Source organism: Bacillus sp. ZY-1-1, assembly GCF_003047165.1.
In the GTDB taxonomy this organism is placed as follows: Bacteria; Bacillota; Bacilli; order Bacillales; family Bacillaceae; genus Bacillus; species Bacillus velezensis.
The window spans coordinates 1,700,190-1,716,829 of record NZ_CP027061.1 but is presented as its reverse complement, the minus strand read 5'-3'; the positions used below and the strand labels follow the sequence as shown (position 1 = coordinate 1,716,829).

Annotated in this window: 19 protein-coding genes; all 19 read right to left on the bottom strand. The window is 47.0% G+C overall.

What is annotated here, in order from left to right:
- Window positions 1-10 precede the first annotated feature (10 nt).
- Entirely contained in the window at window positions 11-1,126 is a 1,116-nt protein-coding gene (locus tag C5I45_RS08835) for a prephenate dehydrogenase (protein ID WP_024085534.1), read from the bottom strand.
- Between the two features lie 51 nt (window positions 1,127-1,177).
- Window positions 1,178-2,260 (bottom strand): histidinol-phosphate transaminase, encoded by a 1,083-nt coding sequence (gene hisC, locus C5I45_RS08830; protein ID WP_003153476.1) that lies wholly within the window; start codon window positions 2,258-2,260, stop codon window positions 1,178-1,180.
- Window positions 2,261-2,271: 11 nt separating this feature from the next.
- On the bottom strand, window positions 2,272-3,069 hold the full coding sequence (gene trpA, locus C5I45_RS08825) for a tryptophan synthase subunit alpha (RefSeq protein ID WP_007612229.1): 798 nt from the start codon (window positions 3,067-3,069) through the stop codon (window positions 2,272-2,274).
- Entirely contained in the window at window positions 3,062-4,264 is a 1,203-nt protein-coding gene (gene trpB, locus C5I45_RS08820) for a tryptophan synthase subunit beta (protein WP_025852687.1), read from the bottom strand. Before trpB ends, trpA begins: the two co-directional genes overlap by 8 nt.
- Window positions 4,245-4,898, bottom strand: a complete 654-nt coding sequence (locus C5I45_RS08815; protein ID WP_014305306.1) for a phosphoribosylanthranilate isomerase — start codon at window positions 4,896-4,898, stop codon at window positions 4,245-4,247. Before C5I45_RS08815 ends, trpB begins: the two co-directional genes overlap by 20 nt.
- A gap of 4 nt (window positions 4,899-4,902) precedes the next feature.
- The gene (trpC, locus tag C5I45_RS08810; RefSeq protein WP_025852689.1) at window positions 4,903-5,655 is read right to left on the bottom strand and encodes an indole-3-glycerol phosphate synthase TrpC; all 753 of its coding nucleotides are present in this window, start codon (window positions 5,653-5,655) and stop codon (window positions 4,903-4,905) included.
- Window positions 5,648-6,664: an anthranilate phosphoribosyltransferase gene (gene trpD / locus C5I45_RS08805; RefSeq protein WP_025852691.1), complete on the bottom strand. Its 1,017-nt coding sequence runs from the start codon at window positions 6,662-6,664 to the stop codon at window positions 5,648-5,650. The genes trpC and trpD overlap by 8 nt, the downstream gene beginning before the upstream one ends.
- Window positions 6,636-8,183 carry an anthranilate synthase component I gene (gene trpE, locus C5I45_RS08800; protein ID WP_025852693.1) on the bottom strand — a complete coding sequence of 516 codons (1,548 nt, stop codon included), beginning with the start codon at window positions 8,181-8,183 and terminating at the stop codon, window positions 6,636-6,638. Before trpE ends, trpD begins: the two co-directional genes overlap by 29 nt.
- A gap of 223 nt (window positions 8,184-8,406) precedes the next feature.
- On the bottom strand, window positions 8,407-8,790 hold the full coding sequence (gene aroH / locus C5I45_RS08795) for a chorismate mutase (RefSeq protein ID WP_003153463.1): 384 nt from the start codon (window positions 8,788-8,790) through the stop codon (window positions 8,407-8,409).
- Window positions 8,787-9,875 (bottom strand): 3-dehydroquinate synthase, encoded by a 1,089-nt coding sequence (gene aroB, locus C5I45_RS08790; RefSeq protein WP_025852696.1) that lies wholly within the window; start codon window positions 9,873-9,875, stop codon window positions 8,787-8,789. Before aroB ends, aroH begins: the two co-directional genes overlap by 4 nt.
- Window positions 9,875-11,047: a chorismate synthase gene (gene aroC, locus C5I45_RS08785; protein ID WP_003153459.1), complete on the bottom strand. Its 1,173-nt coding sequence runs from the start codon at window positions 11,045-11,047 to the stop codon at window positions 9,875-9,877. Before aroC ends, aroB begins: the two co-directional genes overlap by 1 nt.
- Window positions 11,048-11,118: 71 nt before the next feature.
- Window positions 11,119-11,889, bottom strand: coding sequence for a protein-glutamate O-methyltransferase (locus C5I45_RS08780; protein WP_025852698.1), 771 nt, complete (start codon window positions 11,887-11,889; stop codon window positions 11,119-11,121).
- Window positions 11,890-12,078: 189 nt separating this feature from the next.
- On the bottom strand, window positions 12,079-12,525 hold the full coding sequence (gene ndk / locus C5I45_RS08775; protein WP_003153455.1) for a nucleoside-diphosphate kinase: 447 nt from the start codon (window positions 12,523-12,525) through the stop codon (window positions 12,079-12,081).
- 120 nt (window positions 12,526-12,645) lie between these two features.
- Complete coding sequence (hepT, locus tag C5I45_RS08770; RefSeq protein ID WP_003153454.1) at window positions 12,646-13,608, bottom strand: heptaprenyl diphosphate synthase component II; 963 nt, start codon at window positions 13,606-13,608, stop codon at window positions 12,646-12,648.
- A gap of 28 nt (window positions 13,609-13,636) precedes the next feature.
- Window positions 13,637-14,338, bottom strand: coding sequence for a demethylmenaquinone methyltransferase (gene menG, locus C5I45_RS08765; RefSeq protein ID WP_003153453.1), 702 nt, complete (start codon window positions 14,336-14,338; stop codon window positions 13,637-13,639).
- A 5-nt stretch (window positions 14,339-14,343) separates the two neighbouring features.
- Window positions 14,344-15,099 (bottom strand): heptaprenyl diphosphate synthase component 1, encoded by a 756-nt coding sequence (gene hepS, locus C5I45_RS08760; RefSeq protein ID WP_003153451.1) that lies wholly within the window; start codon window positions 15,097-15,099, stop codon window positions 14,344-14,346.
- 156 nt (window positions 15,100-15,255) lie between these two features.
- Window positions 15,256-15,483, bottom strand: a complete 228-nt coding sequence (gene mtrB / locus C5I45_RS08755) for a trp RNA-binding attenuation protein MtrB (protein ID WP_003153449.1) — start codon at window positions 15,481-15,483, stop codon at window positions 15,256-15,258.
- A 20-nt stretch (window positions 15,484-15,503) separates the two neighbouring features.
- Complete coding sequence (gene folE, locus C5I45_RS08750; RefSeq protein ID WP_003153448.1) at window positions 15,504-16,076, bottom strand: GTP cyclohydrolase I FolE; 573 nt, start codon at window positions 16,074-16,076, stop codon at window positions 15,504-15,506.
- 186 nt (window positions 16,077-16,262) lie between these two features.
- Window positions 16,263-16,541 carry a non-specific DNA-binding protein Hbs gene (hbs, locus tag C5I45_RS08745; protein ID WP_003153447.1) on the bottom strand — a complete coding sequence of 93 codons (279 nt, stop codon included), beginning with the start codon at window positions 16,539-16,541 and terminating at the stop codon, window positions 16,263-16,265.
- Between the last annotated feature and the right edge of the window lie 99 nt (window positions 16,542-16,640).

Here is a 16,640-nt window from a genome sequence, read left to right as displayed (position 1 = left end):
GTTTTCCACCTCAGTCAGCGTAAAATGTGTCATATTTGGCGCGGGATTGAATGCAGGTTTCCGCGCGCTTCCGGTCATCATCAGTCTGGAAACTGATTCTGAGAATTCCGTTAATATCTTCTCTTGTTTCGATAATGCGGATGTTGGTGATACTGATTTTTTCTTCTGCCAGTATCGCCGTAATTTCCGAAATGACCCCCGGATGATCGGGAACATCGACATAAAGGTCATAAAAGGACGGGATCGCTCCTTTTTGACGGAGCGGCAGGCCGTCGCGATAATCTTTCGCTTTTTTAAAATATCCGAACAGGCTGTCCGCATCTTCATTTTCTACATAAGATTCGATCGTGTCAATCTCCCGTTTCCATTCTTTGAAGCGGTCAAGCAGTTTATCTTTGTTATGAAGAAGTATGTCCCTCCACATCGCCGGACTGCTTGAGGCGATTCTGGTGATGTCCCGAAAACCGCCGGCTGCGAAACGCTTCAAAAACGGATAATTTTCTTCAGAATGATGAGCCTGATGGACGAGGCTTGCAGCAACGATATGAGGGAAATGGCTGATGACGCTCGTTACGCCGTCATGCTCCTCGGGAGTCATCTCCACAAAGTGGGCGTTTGCCGCTTTCAAAAGCTCCTTCAGATGCGTTACTGACTCTTTAGAAGTTGATTTTCCGGGTGTTAAAATGTAAAACGCATTTTCGAATAAAAATTCTTTGGCGGCAGCGGCCCCGGATTTATGAGACCCCGCCATCGGATGGCCGCCGACAAATTGATAATGAGCCGGAAGCACTTTATCGGCGTAGCTGACGACTTTCTGTTTCGTGCTGCCCACATCCGTAATCAGGAGTTCATGGGTGATGTCTGATGCGGCCAGCATATCGAGCATTTTCAGCGTTTGGGCGACAGGCGTGGCGATAATGACAACAGACGCTTGCTGCGCCCCTTCCGTCAATGAGCCGGCCCGCTCGTCAATAATTCCGAGCTTCAGCGCGGCAGTGAGCTGTTCTTCCGAAATATCCACACCGATAATCCGTTTATGCGGATGCTCCTTTTTGATGGCCAATGCGATCGATCCGCCGATCAGCCCGATCCCCGCAAGCAATATAGTATCCTTCATTTCACTCATTTCCTTTTTCAACTATTTTAATAGAGCAAAGAGGTGATGCTTGATCACCTCTTATAATATTTCAGCTAAGATTGTGAGAATTTCCTCATTCTGCTCTTTCGTACCGACCGTAATCCTTAACGCTGTCGGAAATCCGAGCGCCTGTCCTGAACGGACGATATATCCTTTTTCCAACAGGGCTTGGAACAGTTCATCCGCCGGACGGTTAAAATCAATGAGCACAAAGTTGGTTTGTGAAGGATAACAAGTTAATCCGTGAGTTTCCGCAAAATCATAATACTGCTTAAGGCCCGCTTTATTTTTCTCGACGCATTCCTGAATAAATGTGTGGTCGTCAAGCGCTGCCAGTGCCGAAGCCTGACCGATTCTGCTCGTATTGAACGGCTCTCTCGCCGGTTCAATCTGGCGGATCAGCGCTTCGTCCGCAATGCCGTATCCGACACGCAGCGCGGCAAGTCCGTACGCTTTAGAGAAGGTGCGGAGGATCATGACATTCGGATATTGCTTTAAAAGCGGAATGCTTTCAGGGTAATCGTCCGCCGTAACATACTCGTAGTACGCTTCATCAAGTACAACGAGTATATGCTCGGGAACTCTGTTTAAAAAGGCAATTAGCTCTTGCTCAGAAGTATATGTCCCCGTCGGATTATTGGGGTTGCATACCCATATGACTTTCGTCTCGCCGTCAATTGCTTCCAGCATCCGGTCCAAATCATGAGCGCCGTCACTGCGGAGCGGCACCTCGCGCACCTCAGCGCCTTCAATCACCGCATTGTGTCTGTATTGCGGGAAAGTCGGGGCGGCGGTAATCGTGTTTGCCTGATCATTTAATAAAGAACGGCAGATAATCTGCACTAGCTCATCAGAGCCGTTGCCGAAAATGATCGAAGATTCACTGACCTGCAGATGCTCACTGAGCCGCGTTCTCAAAGCGGCACTGTAACCGTCGGGATACAGCGCAAGCTGCTCAATCTCCTGATGCAGCGCATCTTTTGCGGCCTGTGAACAGCCGAACGGATTTTCGTTAGAAGCGAGTTTTACTACTTTTTCAAGCCCGTATTCCATTTTCACTTCTTCTATTGGTTTGCCCGGCTGATACGGTTTCAGCTGCCGCAGCTGTTCTTTAATCTGCAAATCCAGTCACCTCATTTTACACTGTACAGTCGTCCGAACGTCTTTGCGTATTCTTCAAATTCAAGAAGCGCATCAGCTCTTGTGCCGGGATTCACAAGCTTTGTTTTAAGCTCTTCAACTTTTTTGACAAGCGCGCTGCCGACAACGACACCGTCAGATATTTCATTCATCCCGTCAACCTGTTTGCGGTTTGAAATGCCAAAACCGACCGCCACCGGAACAGAGCTGAATTCTTTCACCTTACGAATGAAAGAGTATACAGACGGATCGAATTCGCTGCGTACGCCCGTCACTCCTAAAGAGGATACACAATACACAAAGCCGCAGGCCTGTTCAGTAATTATTTTCAAACGGTCTTCACTTGTCGGCGCAACCAGCGAGATATAAGCGATGTTCTCCTTTTTGCATGTCATTTGCAAAAGGGCGCTTTCCTCTAATGGAAGGTCGGGTACAAGCAGGCCGTCTATGTCGTTTTCCCGCAGTAAAGCGAAAAAGTATTCTTTTTCTAATTGTAACACAGGATTATAATACGTAAAGAGGATAATTGGAATATGAACGCCGTTTTTTTTCATTTTGCCGCCAAGTTCAATGGCTTTTACGATATTCATTCCGTTTTCCAGAGCCCGTTTTGAAGCCCGTTGTATGACGGGTCCGTCCGCAAGCGGATCTGTGTAAGGAACGCCGATTTCAAGAGCAGAAGCGCCTGCATTCTGTAATGATATTGCCAGTTCAACAGAAATGTCAGGAAGCGGATCGCCCGCTGTGATAAAAGGGATAAACAATTTTTCAGAATCTCGCAGATTAAACATGTGTCTCCACCCCGTTTTCCAAAACATTCATCAGCGTATGAACGTCTTTATCTCCTCTTCCCGACAAACTGACGAGAATGATTTTGTCTTTATCCATGTCCTTTGCCATTTCGAACGCTTTTGCCAGGGCGTGGGCAGATTCAATAGCCGGAAGAATACCTTCTGTTTCAGAAAGCAGACGTAACGCGGCAATCGCTTCATCGTCTGTCACGCTTTTGTACGTTACACGGCCGCTTTTGTGCAGATAGGCGTGCTCAGGGCCGATCCCCGGGTAATCAAGGCCTGCTGAAATGGAATACGGTTCGATAATCTGCCCGTATTCATCTTGTATTAAATAGGTCATTGATCCGTGAATCACCCCGAGCGTCCCTTTTGCGATCGTTGCCGCATGCAGCGGCGTATCAATCCCTTTTCCGGCCGCCTCGGCGCCGATCAGCTCAATATCTTCGTCTAAAAAGGCCTGAAATATGCCCATCGCATTGCTTCCGCCGCCGACACATGCAACAACCTTGTCCGGGAGCGTTCCTTCAACCCGGCGGAGCTGTTCTTTCGCTTCCTCGCCGATGATTTTCTGAAATTCGCGAACGATATACGGATATGGGTGCGGACCCACTACAGAACCGATAAGATAGAAATGATCTTCACAATGCTGGACCCAATACCTGATTGCCTCATTCGTCGCATCTTTCAGCGTGCCGTTGCCGCTTGTGACCGGCACCACTTCCGCGCCGAGCAGTTTCATCCGGAATACGTTCAGCGACTGGCGCGCAACGTCTTCTTCACCCATAAAAACCGTACATTTAAAACCGAATTTTGCGGCGGCTGTCGCGGCAGCCACACCGTGCTGTCCCGCACCGGTTTCGGCGATGATTTTCGTTTTGCCCATCTTTTTAGCAAGCAGAATCTGGCCTAACGCGTTGTTAATTTTATGAGAGCCGGTATGGTTTAAATCTTCTCTTTTCAGATAGATTTTCGCCCCTCCCAAATACTCTGACACCCTGTCTGCGAACGTTAATGCAGTCGGTCTTCCGGAGTAATCAAACAATAGTTTTTTATATTCGGCATGAAAAACAGGATCATTTTTTAATTCTGTGAAAGCCGTTTCGATTTCCTCAAGGGGCCGCATCAATGTTTCAGGGACAAATTTGCCGCCGAATTCGCCGTATCTTCCGATTTCATTTGGATATGGATACATAGTGGTTCATCCTTTCTTCTAAAAGCCGGATCAGTGTTTGATCCTTGTGTCCGTTTTTTTCAATTCCGCTGGCAAGATCTATACCGCACGGACGCGATCTCAGTAAGCCGGTAATCGTTTCAGGATTAACACCGCCCGCAATAAAACAGCGCTTGCTTGCATTTTGAGCCTGCTTTCGGTACAAGGGGACACGGGCCCATGAAAACGCGATTCCCGTTCCGCCTCTCATTCCTGTCACTGAAGAATCAATGACATAGCCGTCGACAGCAGGTGTAAATTGAGCCATCTGACGGAGCGTCCCTTCCCCGTGATGGAGCGCTTTCCATATTTCCGAGCGCACAAGCGGACGGAGGCGAAGGGCATCCTCAGGCGATTCATCACCGTGAAGCTGGATGACGTCAAGTGCCAGATCAGATGCGATTTGCGCGATGTTTTCTATCGTTTCATTTACAAATACTCCGACATGTTTCTTGTCTGTCCGGACCTGCTCTTTCCATTTCCGGACCTCATCCGGCGTTACTCTCCGTTTGCTTGCGGCAAAAATAAATCCCAGATAATCCGCTTCTGAAGCTGCCGCAAGTTCATAATCACGCTTCGATCGTATTCCGCAGTACTTTAACTCAGGCTTTTTCATATCGTCACTCTCCGAACAGTCCGCGGATCGCCTTTTGCTGCGAATCCTCTCTCATTAAGGATTCTCCGACCAATACAGCCTGCGCCCCGTGCTTGTTGACGAATTGCAGGTCAGCCAAAGAACCGATGCCGCTTTCGCTGACCAGCAGGCAGCCGTCCGGCACAAGCTGCGCTATTTTTTCCGTTTGCGAAACAGAAGTACGGAACGTTTTTAAGTCCCGGTTGTTTATGCCGAGAATGTCCGGCTGAAACACTTGTAAAATCCGTTCAAGCACAGTTTCATCATGGACTTCAACGAGAACGTCCATGCCCTTCTCGCGGGCTTCCAAATAAAGCTCATGAAGCTCTGAAGGTTCCAGCGCTTCCCCGATCAGCAAAATGGCATCGGCGCCGATCCTGAACGATTCCTCCACCTGAAGGGAATCAATAATAAAATCTTTTCTCAGCACGGGAAGAGACACGGTTTGTTTAACATCTGTCAGAAATTGATTTCTCCCCTGAAAAAAACGGGTATCCGTGAGAACCGAAAGGGCGTCGGCTTTAGCCGCTTCATAATCCGCCGCAATCGTTTCCGGAACAAAATGCTCTTTAATCAATCCTTTAGACGGCGAAGCTTTTTTCACTTCGGCAATCAGCCCGATAAAACGGTTCGGGTTCAGGAGCGCTTCTTTAAAGGATCTCCGTTCAATTTGACAGGTTTCCGGCAGCACGATGGATTTGATTTCTTCTTTTTTCTGCAGAATGATTTGATCAAGCATACATTTCTTCCTCTTTCTGTTTCAGACGTTCGAGCTGCCTTTTGGCATCTCCGTTTTGAATCGCTTCTAAGGCTGTTTTCGTTCCTTCTTTCAGATCGTTTGCAAGACCTGCCGTATAAATGGCCGCGCCCGCATTTAAGGCGGTAATATGCAGAGCGGATGACGGAGCTCTATTTGCAAAAATATTCTGAATGAGAAGCGCGCTTTCTTCCGATGAACTCACTTGAATATCCTTCAATGAACCTTCTGCAAAACCGAATTGTTCAGGTGAAACGGAATATTCCAGACGTTCACCGTTTTTCAGCTCAATGATATCGGTCGGTGCTGTGATGGACAGTTCATCTAATCCGTCACGCGCCGACACAAGCATGACGTGTCTGACATCAAATTGTTCCAAAGCGCTTGCCATCAGGCGCGCTTTATCAAATGAATAGACGCCGATCACCTGCCGCTTCACCTGCAGCGGGTTGCTGAGCGGGCCCAGCAGATTAAATACGGTTCGGAAGCCAAGCTCTTTTCTTGCGGCGGCGACGTGCTTCATTGACGAATGAAACAGCGGCGCAAACAAAAACCCCATTTGTTTCATTTCAATGCTGCGTTTGACGCTTTCTGGAGTGGCTTGAATGGAAACCCCCAGCTTTTCCAGCACATCCGCGCTGCCGCTTTTAGACGAAACGGAGCGATTTCCGTGCTTGGCAACTTTAGCTCCGGCGGCAGAAGCTGTAATCGCCGCTGCCGTGGATATGTTAAACGTAGAAATCCCGTCTCCGCCTGTTCCGCACGTATCAACGACATCCGCCAAGCCACCCGCCGTCTGTGCCCGCGCCCGCATCACTTTTACAAATCCGGCAAGCTCCTCCGCCGTTTCACCCCGGTGGGCTAATACCGATAAAATCCCCCCGATCTCAGACTGCGACATGGCCCCGTTCATCATCATCTCCATCAGCTGTTCGGCTTCTCCGGTTTTCAGCGTGCGGCCATTAACGCACGATTGCAGAAATTTGTTCATCCGTCTTCTCCTCCCTGCCAGAAAAGATGTCTTCTGCGATTTGAATCGTTTTTAAAAGCGCCCCCGCTTTGTTACAGCTCTCTTCATATTCGGCTTCCGGGACGGAATCAGCGACTATTCCCGCGCCCGCCTGCACCGACGCCGTACCGTTTTTGACACTCATGGTGCGGATGGTGATACACGAATCAATTGACCCGTCAAATCCGATATAAGCGATACATCCGCCGTAGGTTTCTCTGGAAGTCGGTTCTAATTCATTTAAAAGCTGCATCGCGCGGATTTTCGGAGCGCCCGAGAGTGTTCCTGCCGGGAATGCCGACATCAGCGCATCAACCGGATGGACGCCCTGTTTTAAACGGCCGGTTACAACAGAGATGATGTGCATCACATGTGAAAAAGAAACGACCTTTGTGAATTCCGGAACGGCTACGGAACCGTACTCCGCAACTCTGCCGATGTCATTGCGCGCAAGATCGACGAGCATATAATGTTCAGCTTTCTCTTTTTCGTCATTCATCAGCTCTTTTTTGAGGCGATCGTCCTCTTCTTTTCCGGCGCCCCTTCTTCTCGTTCCGGCAATCGGATGAATTTCCAGGTGCCTGTCATCCACGCGGATCAGACGTTCAGGCGAACTCCCGACAATGTCTCTGTCAGGCAGTTTGATATAGTACATATAAGGTGAAGGATTGACGATGCGGAGCACCCTGTACAGCTCAAATGAATGTCTGGATACCGGAATGTCAAACTTTTGCGAAAGCACCCCTTGAAAAATGTCTCCGGCTTTTATATATTCTTTCAGTTTATCGACGCCGGCCATAAACTCTTCTTTTGTATAATTGGATGTCACATCGGCAAAACTTGGCGTTTCAAATGATTCTTTAGAAAAAAACGGCTCTTTCATATCTTTCGGTTCTGTCAAAATACCGATAAGCTTACGAAGCTCCGCGCAATTTTCTTTAAAAACGGCCCGCTTTTCTTCCTCCGTCTCCCGGCCGTTAAGCGCCGCATATTGAATGAAATGCACTTGTTTCGTTTCGTGGTCGTACGCGATGATTTTCCGGCAGACAAACAGCATGCATTTTTCGAAATCTGTTTCTTTCGCGTGGCTCGGCACGGAAGGCTCAATCAAAGGAATCATGTCATAGCTCAGATAACCGACCGCCCCTCCCGAAAACGGGATATCAAGCTCGGGTGTTTTAATGCGGAAGCTTTCATTCATCCAATCAAGCACGGCTTTTAATTCTCCGGCTTCAAACAGCGTATGCCCGTTTGGATCAGCGGCAGTGAATGTGTGATGACTCTCTTTAATCGTGATAAAAGGATCGAGGCCGATAAAAGAGTATCTCGACCAGCTTGACGACTCATCCTTGCTTTCTAAAAGATACGTAATGTTTCTGTCCAGTTTTTCAACCATCTGAATGGGTGTGATCGTGTCGACCGTAAAAGTCTCTGCGATTGGAATGGTGCGGTGTGTCAGACTGTCCTTTAAAAATAAAGAAACATCCGATTGTAAATTCATGATTCTCCTCCTTACGGTAAGGAGAATGAGATGAAGAGTGAGAGGAGTCTTGCGTATAAGAAATAAACCCAAAAGAAAGGCTTCTTTTGGGCAGAATAAAAACGTGTTTATCTCAGCTCAGCTAAACTCATTCTCTGCTACCCTATTCTAAACTCAACTGTTCAATATCTTACTTACCAGCTCTATACACACTCTTGTGTATTTCTAAGCTTTGTTTATCGTATTACATGTCAGTATTTTTTGTCAATGATAAATCCGGCCTTAACACAACGGCTTTTTCTAAATAGACATGCTTGATTTCATCCTGAGGCGTATCCGTCTGAACCGTCATCAGGACACGGATACACTTTTGCAGAGCGCCGGTGACATCCATTTCCTGCATGCACGTCACCGGGACGTACTGCCACCCGGAAAGGCGGCGGACCGCTTTTGCCGGAAATACGGAATGGATATCAGGCGTGGCGGATAACAGGATCTGTACAACGTCTTCCGGCTTGCATCCATTTTGTTCAATGATTTTTTCAAGCAGCTGCTGTGTTTTTTCTAAAATTTCTTGTTCGGTGTCTTGTTCCACCGTTGTTGCTCCGCGAATGCCGCGTATCATCATGCTGTTTCCTCCATTCGCCATTTGTTCAGCAAATTTTCGAGCTCATCTTTTGAAAGCATGCAGTCCCGCGCTTCGCCTAATTCCTTTAACACGATGAACTGTGTCATGCCTCCGCGCGTTTTTTTATCATTCATCATCCGGGCGGAGAGAACCGGCGTTTCAATATCTTGTCTGATGCTTCCCGGGTAGCCGAGCCCAATCAGCCATTGTGTGAGTTCTTTCCTGTTCATCTTGCAACCCGCAACCTGTTCACTCACGTAAAGGGCAAACTGCATGCCGAGGGCGACCGCATCTCCATGAGTAATCCGGCCGTAGCCGTATTCCGCCTCAACGGCATGGCCGAGCGTATGGCCGAAATTCAGAAAAGCTCTTATCCCCTCTTCCTTTTCGTCCTCACGCACGACGGCCGATTTGATTGAAATTCCTTTATAAATCATTTCATTCAGCTCAGCGCTTGTCAGTCCTTGCAACGTGTCAAACGTGAGAAGTTTTTCTAAAAAAGCATCATCGGCGATAAACGCGTGTTTGATCACTTCAGCCATGCCCGATCTCAGCTCTTGTTCCGGCAGGGTTTTCAGAAGCTCCGTATCGTAAATCACAGCTTTCGGCTGATAAAACGCGCCGATTAAGTTCTTTCCGAGTTTATGGTTGACGGCCACCTTGCCGCCGACCGCGCTGTCATGGGCAAGCAGTGTCGTCGGCATTTGAATGAAATCAATTCCTCGCATAAAAGTCGCTGCGCAAAAGCCGGTCAAATCACCCGTCACGCCGCCTCCGAAGGCGATCATACATGAGGAGCGGTCCATATGGAAAGCGATCGCTTCCGTTTGAATCCGTTCATACTCTTTTAGAGACTTCGCTTCTTCTCCGCTTGGAACGATTACTTTTTTCACGGGCCATGTTTCGTTTAAAAGCCGGAACATCTCATCGCCGTAAAGCCGGTCAACTTCAGCATCGATGACGAGAAGGATCTTTGTCAGCGGCCTGTTCAGTGAAGACAAAAGAGCAGCGGCCTGTTTCCTTATGCCTTCACCGATATACACGGGATATGCGGAGGAAGCTGTCCGAACCTCAAGCTCTTTCATCAGAATTCCCTCGATAGTTTTTTCATGTTTTCAACATTTTCTTTAATGCGGTCGATCTGGTCAAGCCCGAATTGTTCTACGACGGCATTTGCGATTTCCCAGGCCACTGCAGCTTCAGCCACTACGCTTGCTGCCGGAACCGCGCAGCTGTCTGAACGTTCAATGCTCGCTGTAAACGGTTCTTTCGTTTCAATGTCGACGCTTTTCAGCGGCTTATACAAAGTAGGGATCGGTTTCATGACGCCGCGGACGACAATCGGCATTCCCGTCGTCATACCGCCTTCTAATCCTCCGAGCCTGTTTGTGGCGCGTGTATAGCCTTTCTCTTCATCCCATACGATTTCATCATGAACTTCACTGCCGTTTTTGCCGGCCGCTTCAAAACCGATGCCGAACTCTACGCCTTTAAACGCGTTAATCGACAGAACGGCTGCAGCGAGCTTGCTGTCAAGCTTACGGTCATAATGGACATAGCTTCCGACACCGACCGGCATACCTTCGACGATCACTTCAACAATTCCGCCGATCGAGTCGCCGTTTGCCTTCGCTTCATCAATGGCTGCCATCATTTGACGGCCTGCTTCTTCATCGTAGCATCTGACCGGTGATTCTTCCGTTACCCGTTTGAGATCCTCAATGGATGTGTAATCGGTTTTCTCTGCTTTTACGCTGCCGATTTGCAGGACGTGTCCGGCGACTTTAATGCCAAGCTCCGCTAAAATCTTTTTAGCGACGGCTCCGGCAGCCACTCGAACCGTTGTCTCACGCGCGGAAGATCGTTCTAACACATTTCTCATATCGCGGTGATTATACTTAATAGCTCCGTTCAAATCTGCGTGTCCCGGTCTCGGTCTTGAAATCTGGCGTTTCATTTCACTTTCTTCTTCTTCTGTAATCGGTGCGGCGCCCATGATTTTTGTCCAGTGAGTCCAATCTTTATTCTCTACAACGAGCGCGATGGGTGAACCGAGTGTCCGGGCATGCCGCACGCCGCTTGTGATCTTCGCTCTGTCCGTTTCAATCTGCATGCGGCGTCCGCGGCCGTGCCCTTTTTGACGTCTGGCAAGCTCAAAATTAATGTCTTCTTCAGTTATATAAAGCCCCGCAGGCACACCTTCTATAATTGTCGTCAGCTGCGGGCCGTGTGATTCTCCGGCTGTTAAGTATCTCATTTCTTTCTTCTCCCTTCATCGCATTAACGCTTTTAAGTAAAACTATACCACAAGTTTTCATTAAATGTCTTCTATCTTTTTTGATAAAAAAATGTATCAGTGCTCTCAAGGCCGAATTTTTCCGGGCTGAAAATCTGCTCTGTGCTTCCGACAAACAGAATTCCGTTCTTTTTCAGGCTGCCCGCCATTTTTACATACAGCTCTTCTTTTGCTTTTTCAGTAAAATAAATAAAGACGTTGCGGCAGACGATCAGATCAAAATCCTGTTCATAGCTGTCGGCGAGCAGGTTGTGCCGCTTAAACCGGATGTTTTTTTGAATCTCTTGTTTTACTTGATAACTGTTGTCAGCCTGCTTGGTGAAATAACGGCTTTTCACGGAAGCCGGCACCTCTTGCAGCGAGCGTTCCTGATAGATGCCCCGCTTGGCTTTGCCAAGCGCCTTTTCATCAATATCTGTCGCCAATATATCAAATCCGGCCAAACCCGCCTGCTGACTGAGAATCATAGCCAAAGTATAGGGTTCCTCCCCCGTTGAACAGGCCGCACTCCATATTTTTAACGGTTTGTTATGCTTTATTAACGGAAGAATTGAGGTTTCAAGAACTTCCCACCGTTTATAATTTCGGTAAAATTCAGAAACATTGATCGTCATTCTGTCCAATGTTTCATTTAATAAAAGCTTGTCTTTCTCCAAAGCGGCGGCAAATTCCTGAAAATCTTTGAATCCCTTTTTTTCATAAAGGGACGTCAGCCGCCTTTTCATTTGTGCTTCTTTGTATAAAGATAAATCAACACCGGTTATTTGTTTCCACTTGGTGATAAAAATGTCGTAAGGCTCCATTGCTTCTCTCCCAATCTCGCTGTCTTTTGTCCTAGTATAGCCTGTTTTCTTTCTAATTTGTACGATTTCAATAAAAAAATCAGCCCGCAGGCTGATTTGTGAGAAATGAAAAGACAGGGCAGCGCAGCCTCTGTCTTTCTTAAAATATGTAAACCTTTTCATAACAAGAGAAAAAGAAAGGCTGACGGCTTAGTACACCCAGTCGGCCATTAATTTTTGATACGGTACAAGCTCTTCCTGTTTGAAGAAAATGTCAATTTCCCGTTCAGCGCTTTCTAAGGAGTCTGAACCGTGAATGATATTTTTGCCGACAAACATGCCGTAGTCACCGCGGATCGTGCCCGGCAGTGCATCTTTCGGGTTCGTTTTTCCGATCAGCTGTCTTGTGATCTCTACTACATTTTCCCCTTCCCATACCATTGCAAATACGGGTCCTGATGTAATGAATTCCACAAGCTCGCCGAAAAACGGCTTCCCTTTATGTTCAGCATAATGGTTTTCAGCCATCTGTTCTGAAACTTGCATTAGCTTGGCTCCTGCCAATTGTAAGCCCTTACGCTCAAATCTGGATAAAATCTCTCCGATCAGCTGGCGCTGTACGCCGTCCGGTTTTACCATGATAAAAGTTTTTTCCATAAGATTCTCCACCCCATCATTATGTATAGGCTTTCAAGTTGCACACCGAAATCGTAACATCTTTCTGACAATTAATCAATCCAGGGCGGAGAATGTTCACATCTTGTTCGTAAAAGGAATTTAAAATTTCCGTTTGCCGATATATTTGGCGATGGCGGCCAATGATGAGCGCGCCCGTCCTCTCGGCAGTGTATTCAGTTTTTCAAACGCTTTTTTTAAGTACCTGTCACTGACGGCCATTGATTTTTCAATTGCGTCTGTGCGTTTAATATTTTCAATAATGGGGGCGAGCTGCTCCTGTGTTGTTTCACTGTTAATTAATTTCAGCTGATTTTTCAATTCAGGCTGACGGAGCGCGTACAAAACGGGCAGAGTGACATTTCCTTGCAGCAGATCCCCTCCGACCGGCTTTCCCAGTTCCTCTTCCGTTGAAGTGAAATCAAGAATGTCGTCAATAATCTGGTAGGACATGCCCACGTAATAGCCGAACCAATATAATGCTTTGTGAATCTTCTCATCAGCTCCCGAAGCGATGGCGCCGAGCTGGCAGCTGACGGCAATGAGAAGAGCCGTTTTCCGTTTGATGCGGCGCAAATAGGTTCTGAGGTTTTGTTCCATATTGTATTTATCTCTGATCTGTTCAATTTCTCCGAGGCATACTTCTACGATGGTTTTGGACAGGATCCGGTGGGCTTTCGGCTCATCCAATCTCGTCATCATCTCCAGTGAGCCCGCAAGCATATAATCACCGGTATACATGGCGATACGGTTGTCCCACTTGGCTTTGATGGTCGGTTTTCCCCTCCGCAGCTCGGCGTCATCAATGACGTCGTCATGCACGAGGGACGCCATATGAATCATTTCCAGCGTCACCGCAACATATTTTATTTTATTAATGTCATAGTCGCCGAACATGCCGGAAAGCAATACGAAAACAGGGCGGATCCGCTTGCCTCCCGCCTGGAGCAGATGGAGCCCGGCTTCACTCAGCAAGGGATAGTCTGACCGCACCGTTTGCTCAAGTTCCCTTTCGATCACATCAATATCGTCATTTAAAAAAGAATAGGCCATTTTAAATTTCATATCATTCACCCAAACATCTGTATATTCATCATTTCCAACCGATATGCGTAGCGGCCACTCCGCCGGTAAACGAATGGTATTTGACATTCGTCAGGCCCGCTTCTTCAAACAGACGCGCAAGTTCTTTCATACCGGGAAATTCTCTTGCCGATTCTTGAAGCCAAGAATATTCTTTATAGCTCTTCGCAAACATTTTTCCGAAGAAAGGCATGATGTATTTAAAATATAGAAAATATGCCTGTCTGAATCCGAACATTTCCGGCTGGGATGTTTCCAGACATACGACCTGCCCGCCCGGTTTGACGACCCGCCGCATTTCTTTCAGCACGGTCAGATAGTCGGGAACGTTCCGCAGCCCGAAGCCGATGGTGACAAAATCAAAAGAATCATCAGCGAAAGGAAGCTCCATCGCATTTCCGTGCAAAAGTTCAATTTGGCTGTAACCGCCCTCTTTCACTTTTTTCTCGCCGATGCTCAGCATATTTTTGCTGAAATCCAGTCCTTTGATTTCGCCGCTTTTTCCGGCCGCTTCTGCGAGGGCAATCGTCCAGTCAGCCGTTCCGCAGCAGACATCAAGCGCTTTTGCGCCTTCTTTTACATTCATGATCTGCATCGTTTTATCGCGCCATTTTTTATGCTGCTGAAAACTGATAACAGAGTTCATTTGGTCATAATTTTTATAGATTTTTTCAAACACGCCGTGTACGCGCTGTTCTTTTGACTCCTGCATGTTGATTACCCTTCTTCCACTTTCTGATGATATGTTTTGTCCTGGCTGATCGCTTTAAGCCGGTTCAGCATGAGGTTTTGGATTGGTGAATTGAGCGGCAGCAGCGTTTCAATGCTTTGCTTTGCCTTTCGGAAGCTATCTTCCATTATGTCAGCCTTTGATTTCCCTGACTGTACAATATTGCCGATGACATCGAGAAATATAGCATTGCCGTTCATCAGTCGCTTATATACAAAAAAATCACTCGCCAGCTCTTTCCAGCGCGGAAGATTAAAGTGGTCTGACACTCTGTGAAACAAGGCCGCTTCCACAATCGCCATGCTTTCGATCAATTGATTCAAGTCATTGACAGACCGATCGTACAGACGGATTTTATGCTCATTGATTTCTTTAATTGCCGTAGCGAGCGTCCGAATCATATAGATATCCTTCATTTCAGATAAAAGCGAATAATACAGTCCGCTGAAATAGTCGCCGGCAAGCACGGTGAGCTGCCGGTTTTTATTTTCGTCTCGCTTTAACGCTCTGGCTGTTGTCACTTCATCGTGGGTATCAAGGGCGCTTTGGACAAGCATCGCAGTTACTATGTAATTTTCTCTGTCGTTGTTCTTAATGTCCGCCTCTTCAAACAAAGCGTGAAAAAGAAGAAGCTTATCCTCATCGATTTTAGGCGCGGAAATATGTTTCGCTAAATAAGGATGAGACAGCTTTTGTTTTAATTTCGTATTTAGATTCGCTAAAGTTCCGTAGATGTCTTGCAAAAATATCACCCTTGTCCCCAAATTCACATTTATTCTAATATGTATGAGATTTACTCGTCATTATTATACGCAGGTATCATTATAGCATAAAAAAAAGAAATTGGCTGTATTCTCCCGCCGTTTGCGGGCATTTGGCAAAAGCGGGAAACAGCCGGCTTATTTTTTTTCGCTGTTCATTTCTCCGTAAGCGGTCTGGATGAGGGCGTTGCCTCTCACTTTGATGGCAGAGGTATGCTCAGTAAACTGAGCGATAATCACTTCGCCTTTGTCCAGTTTTTCGGAATGGTGAAATTTCGTATCCGTTCCTCTCGTTAAACCGATGACGTTCACGCCGTCCTCAACCGCTTTAATGACGACAAAATCACTTGAATGCTTTGAATTCATATCTGCACCCTCTATCATTATTAATCCGCACGTTTAATATGTTCTAACACTTCGGAACGCGCCGCTGCGTCATCTTTAAAAATACCTCTTACAGCGGAAGTCACTGTTTTTGCGCCAGGCTTTCTTACGCCCCTCATCGTCATGCACATATGCTCAGCTTCGACGACAACCATGACGCCGTGGGGATCTAAGGTCTCTACGATGCTTTCTGCAATCGTTGAAGTAATGCGCTCCTGCAGCTGCGGGCGTTTTGAGACGGCTTCCACCGCCCGCGCCAATTTACTCAGGCCCGTCACTTTGCCGCCGCGCGGAATGTAGGCAATATGCGCTTTTCCGTAAAAAGGAACAAGGTGATGTTCACACATGGAATGAAACGCGATATCTTTTACAAGAACAAGCTCCTCATGGTCTTCTCCGAAAACGGTTTTAAAGTGTTCTTTCGGGTCTTCATTTAATCCCGAGAATACTTCCGCGTACATTTTTGCCACGCGTTTCGGCGTATCTAAAAGCCCTTCCCGGTCCGGATCTTCTCCAATCGCCTCTAAAATCTGGCGAACCGCCTGTTCAATCTGTTCTTTATTAACTTCTTTCATTGTCTGTGTCCTCCACCATTGAATACATTTAATTTCGATTCTAGCACATTTGCCGCGCCAAAAGCAAAACGAAAGTCCTGCCCGGTGACCGGGGCTGCTTAAATATGAAAAGCCCCTTTATCAAGGGGCTTTTCTGTGAAGAAACAAAGTGTATGTATCAGATGCATACACGATCTATATTCACAATTATTTTCCTGCAACAGCGTCTTTAAGAGCTTTACCTGGTTTGAAAGCAGGTACCTTGCTTGCAGGGATTTCGATTTCTTCACCCGTTTGCGGGTTACGTCCTTTACGTGCAGAACGCTCGCGCACCTCAAAGTTACCGAAACCGATCAGTTGGATTTTATCACCGTTTTTAAGTGCATCTAAAATCGTATCAAAAACAGAATCAACTGCTTTTGTAGCGTCTTTTTTAGACAATTCGCTTGCTTCAGCAACCGCATTGATTAGTTCTGTCTTGTTCATGCCTTTCACCTCCTCCCAAAAGGGTATCAAATCAGCAGTTTATTATCATTTCTTCACAGTTCAGCCTGATTCTAAACCTGTCTGATAAAAAATCAAAGC

What these genes read in the sequence shown, in the direction of transcription:
- hepT (WP_003153454.1), bottom strand. Translation starts at nt 13,608, where the DNA reads ATGAAATTTAAAATGGCCTATTCTTTTTTAAATGACGATATTGATGTG.
- menG (WP_003153453.1), bottom strand. Translation starts at nt 14,338, where the DNA reads ATGCAGGAGTCAAAAGAACAGCGCGTACACGGCGTGTTTGAAAAAATC.
- trpD (WP_025852691.1), bottom strand. Translation starts at nt 6,664, where the DNA reads ATGAACAAATTTCTGCAATCGTGCGTTAATGGCCGCACGCTGAAAACC.
- aroB (WP_025852696.1), bottom strand. Translation starts at nt 9,875, where the DNA reads ATGAAAGAGCTTGAGGTTCGGACAGCTTCCTCCGCATATCCCGTGTAT.
- mtrB (WP_003153449.1), bottom strand. Translation starts at nt 15,483, where the DNA reads ATGAATTCAAAGCATTCAAGTGATTTTGTCGTCATTAAAGCGGTTGAG.
- C5I45_RS08835 (WP_024085534.1), bottom strand. Translation starts at nt 1,126, where the DNA reads ATGAGTGAAATGAAGGATACTATATTGCTTGCGGGGATCGGGCTGATC.
- ndk (WP_003153455.1), bottom strand. Translation starts at nt 12,525, where the DNA reads ATGGAAAAAACTTTTATCATGGTAAAACCGGACGGCGTACAGCGCCAG.
- trpA (WP_007612229.1), bottom strand. Translation starts at nt 3,069, where the DNA reads ATGTTTAATCTGCGAGATTCTGAAAAATTGTTTATCCCTTTTATCACA.
- trpC (WP_025852689.1), bottom strand. Translation starts at nt 5,655, where the DNA reads ATGCTTGATCAAATCATTCTGCAGAAAAAAGAAGAAATCAAATCCATC.
- folE (WP_003153448.1), bottom strand. Translation starts at nt 16,076, where the DNA reads ATGAAAGAAGTTAATAAAGAACAGATTGAACAGGCGGTTCGCCAGATT.
- trpE (WP_025852693.1), bottom strand. Translation starts at nt 8,183, where the DNA reads ATGAATTTACAATCGGATGTTTCTTTATTTTTAAAGGACAGTCTGACA.
- trpB (WP_025852687.1), bottom strand. Translation starts at nt 4,264, where the DNA reads ATGTATCCATATCCAAATGAAATCGGAAGATACGGCGAATTCGGCGGC.
- C5I45_RS08780 (WP_025852698.1), bottom strand. Translation starts at nt 11,889, where the DNA reads ATGGAGCCTTACGACATTTTTATCACCAAGTGGAAACAAATAACCGGT.
- hbs (WP_003153447.1), bottom strand. Translation starts at nt 16,541, where the DNA reads ATGAACAAGACAGAACTAATCAATGCGGTTGCTGAAGCAAGCGAATTG.
- aroC (WP_003153459.1), bottom strand. Translation starts at nt 11,047, where the DNA reads ATGAGATACTTAACAGCCGGAGAATCACACGGCCCGCAGCTGACGACA.
- aroH (WP_003153463.1), bottom strand. Translation starts at nt 8,790, where the DNA reads ATGATGATACGCGGCATTCGCGGAGCAACAACGGTGGAACAAGACACC.
- C5I45_RS08815 (WP_014305306.1), bottom strand. Translation starts at nt 4,898, where the DNA reads ATGAAAAAGCCTGAGTTAAAGTACTGCGGAATACGATCGAAGCGTGAT.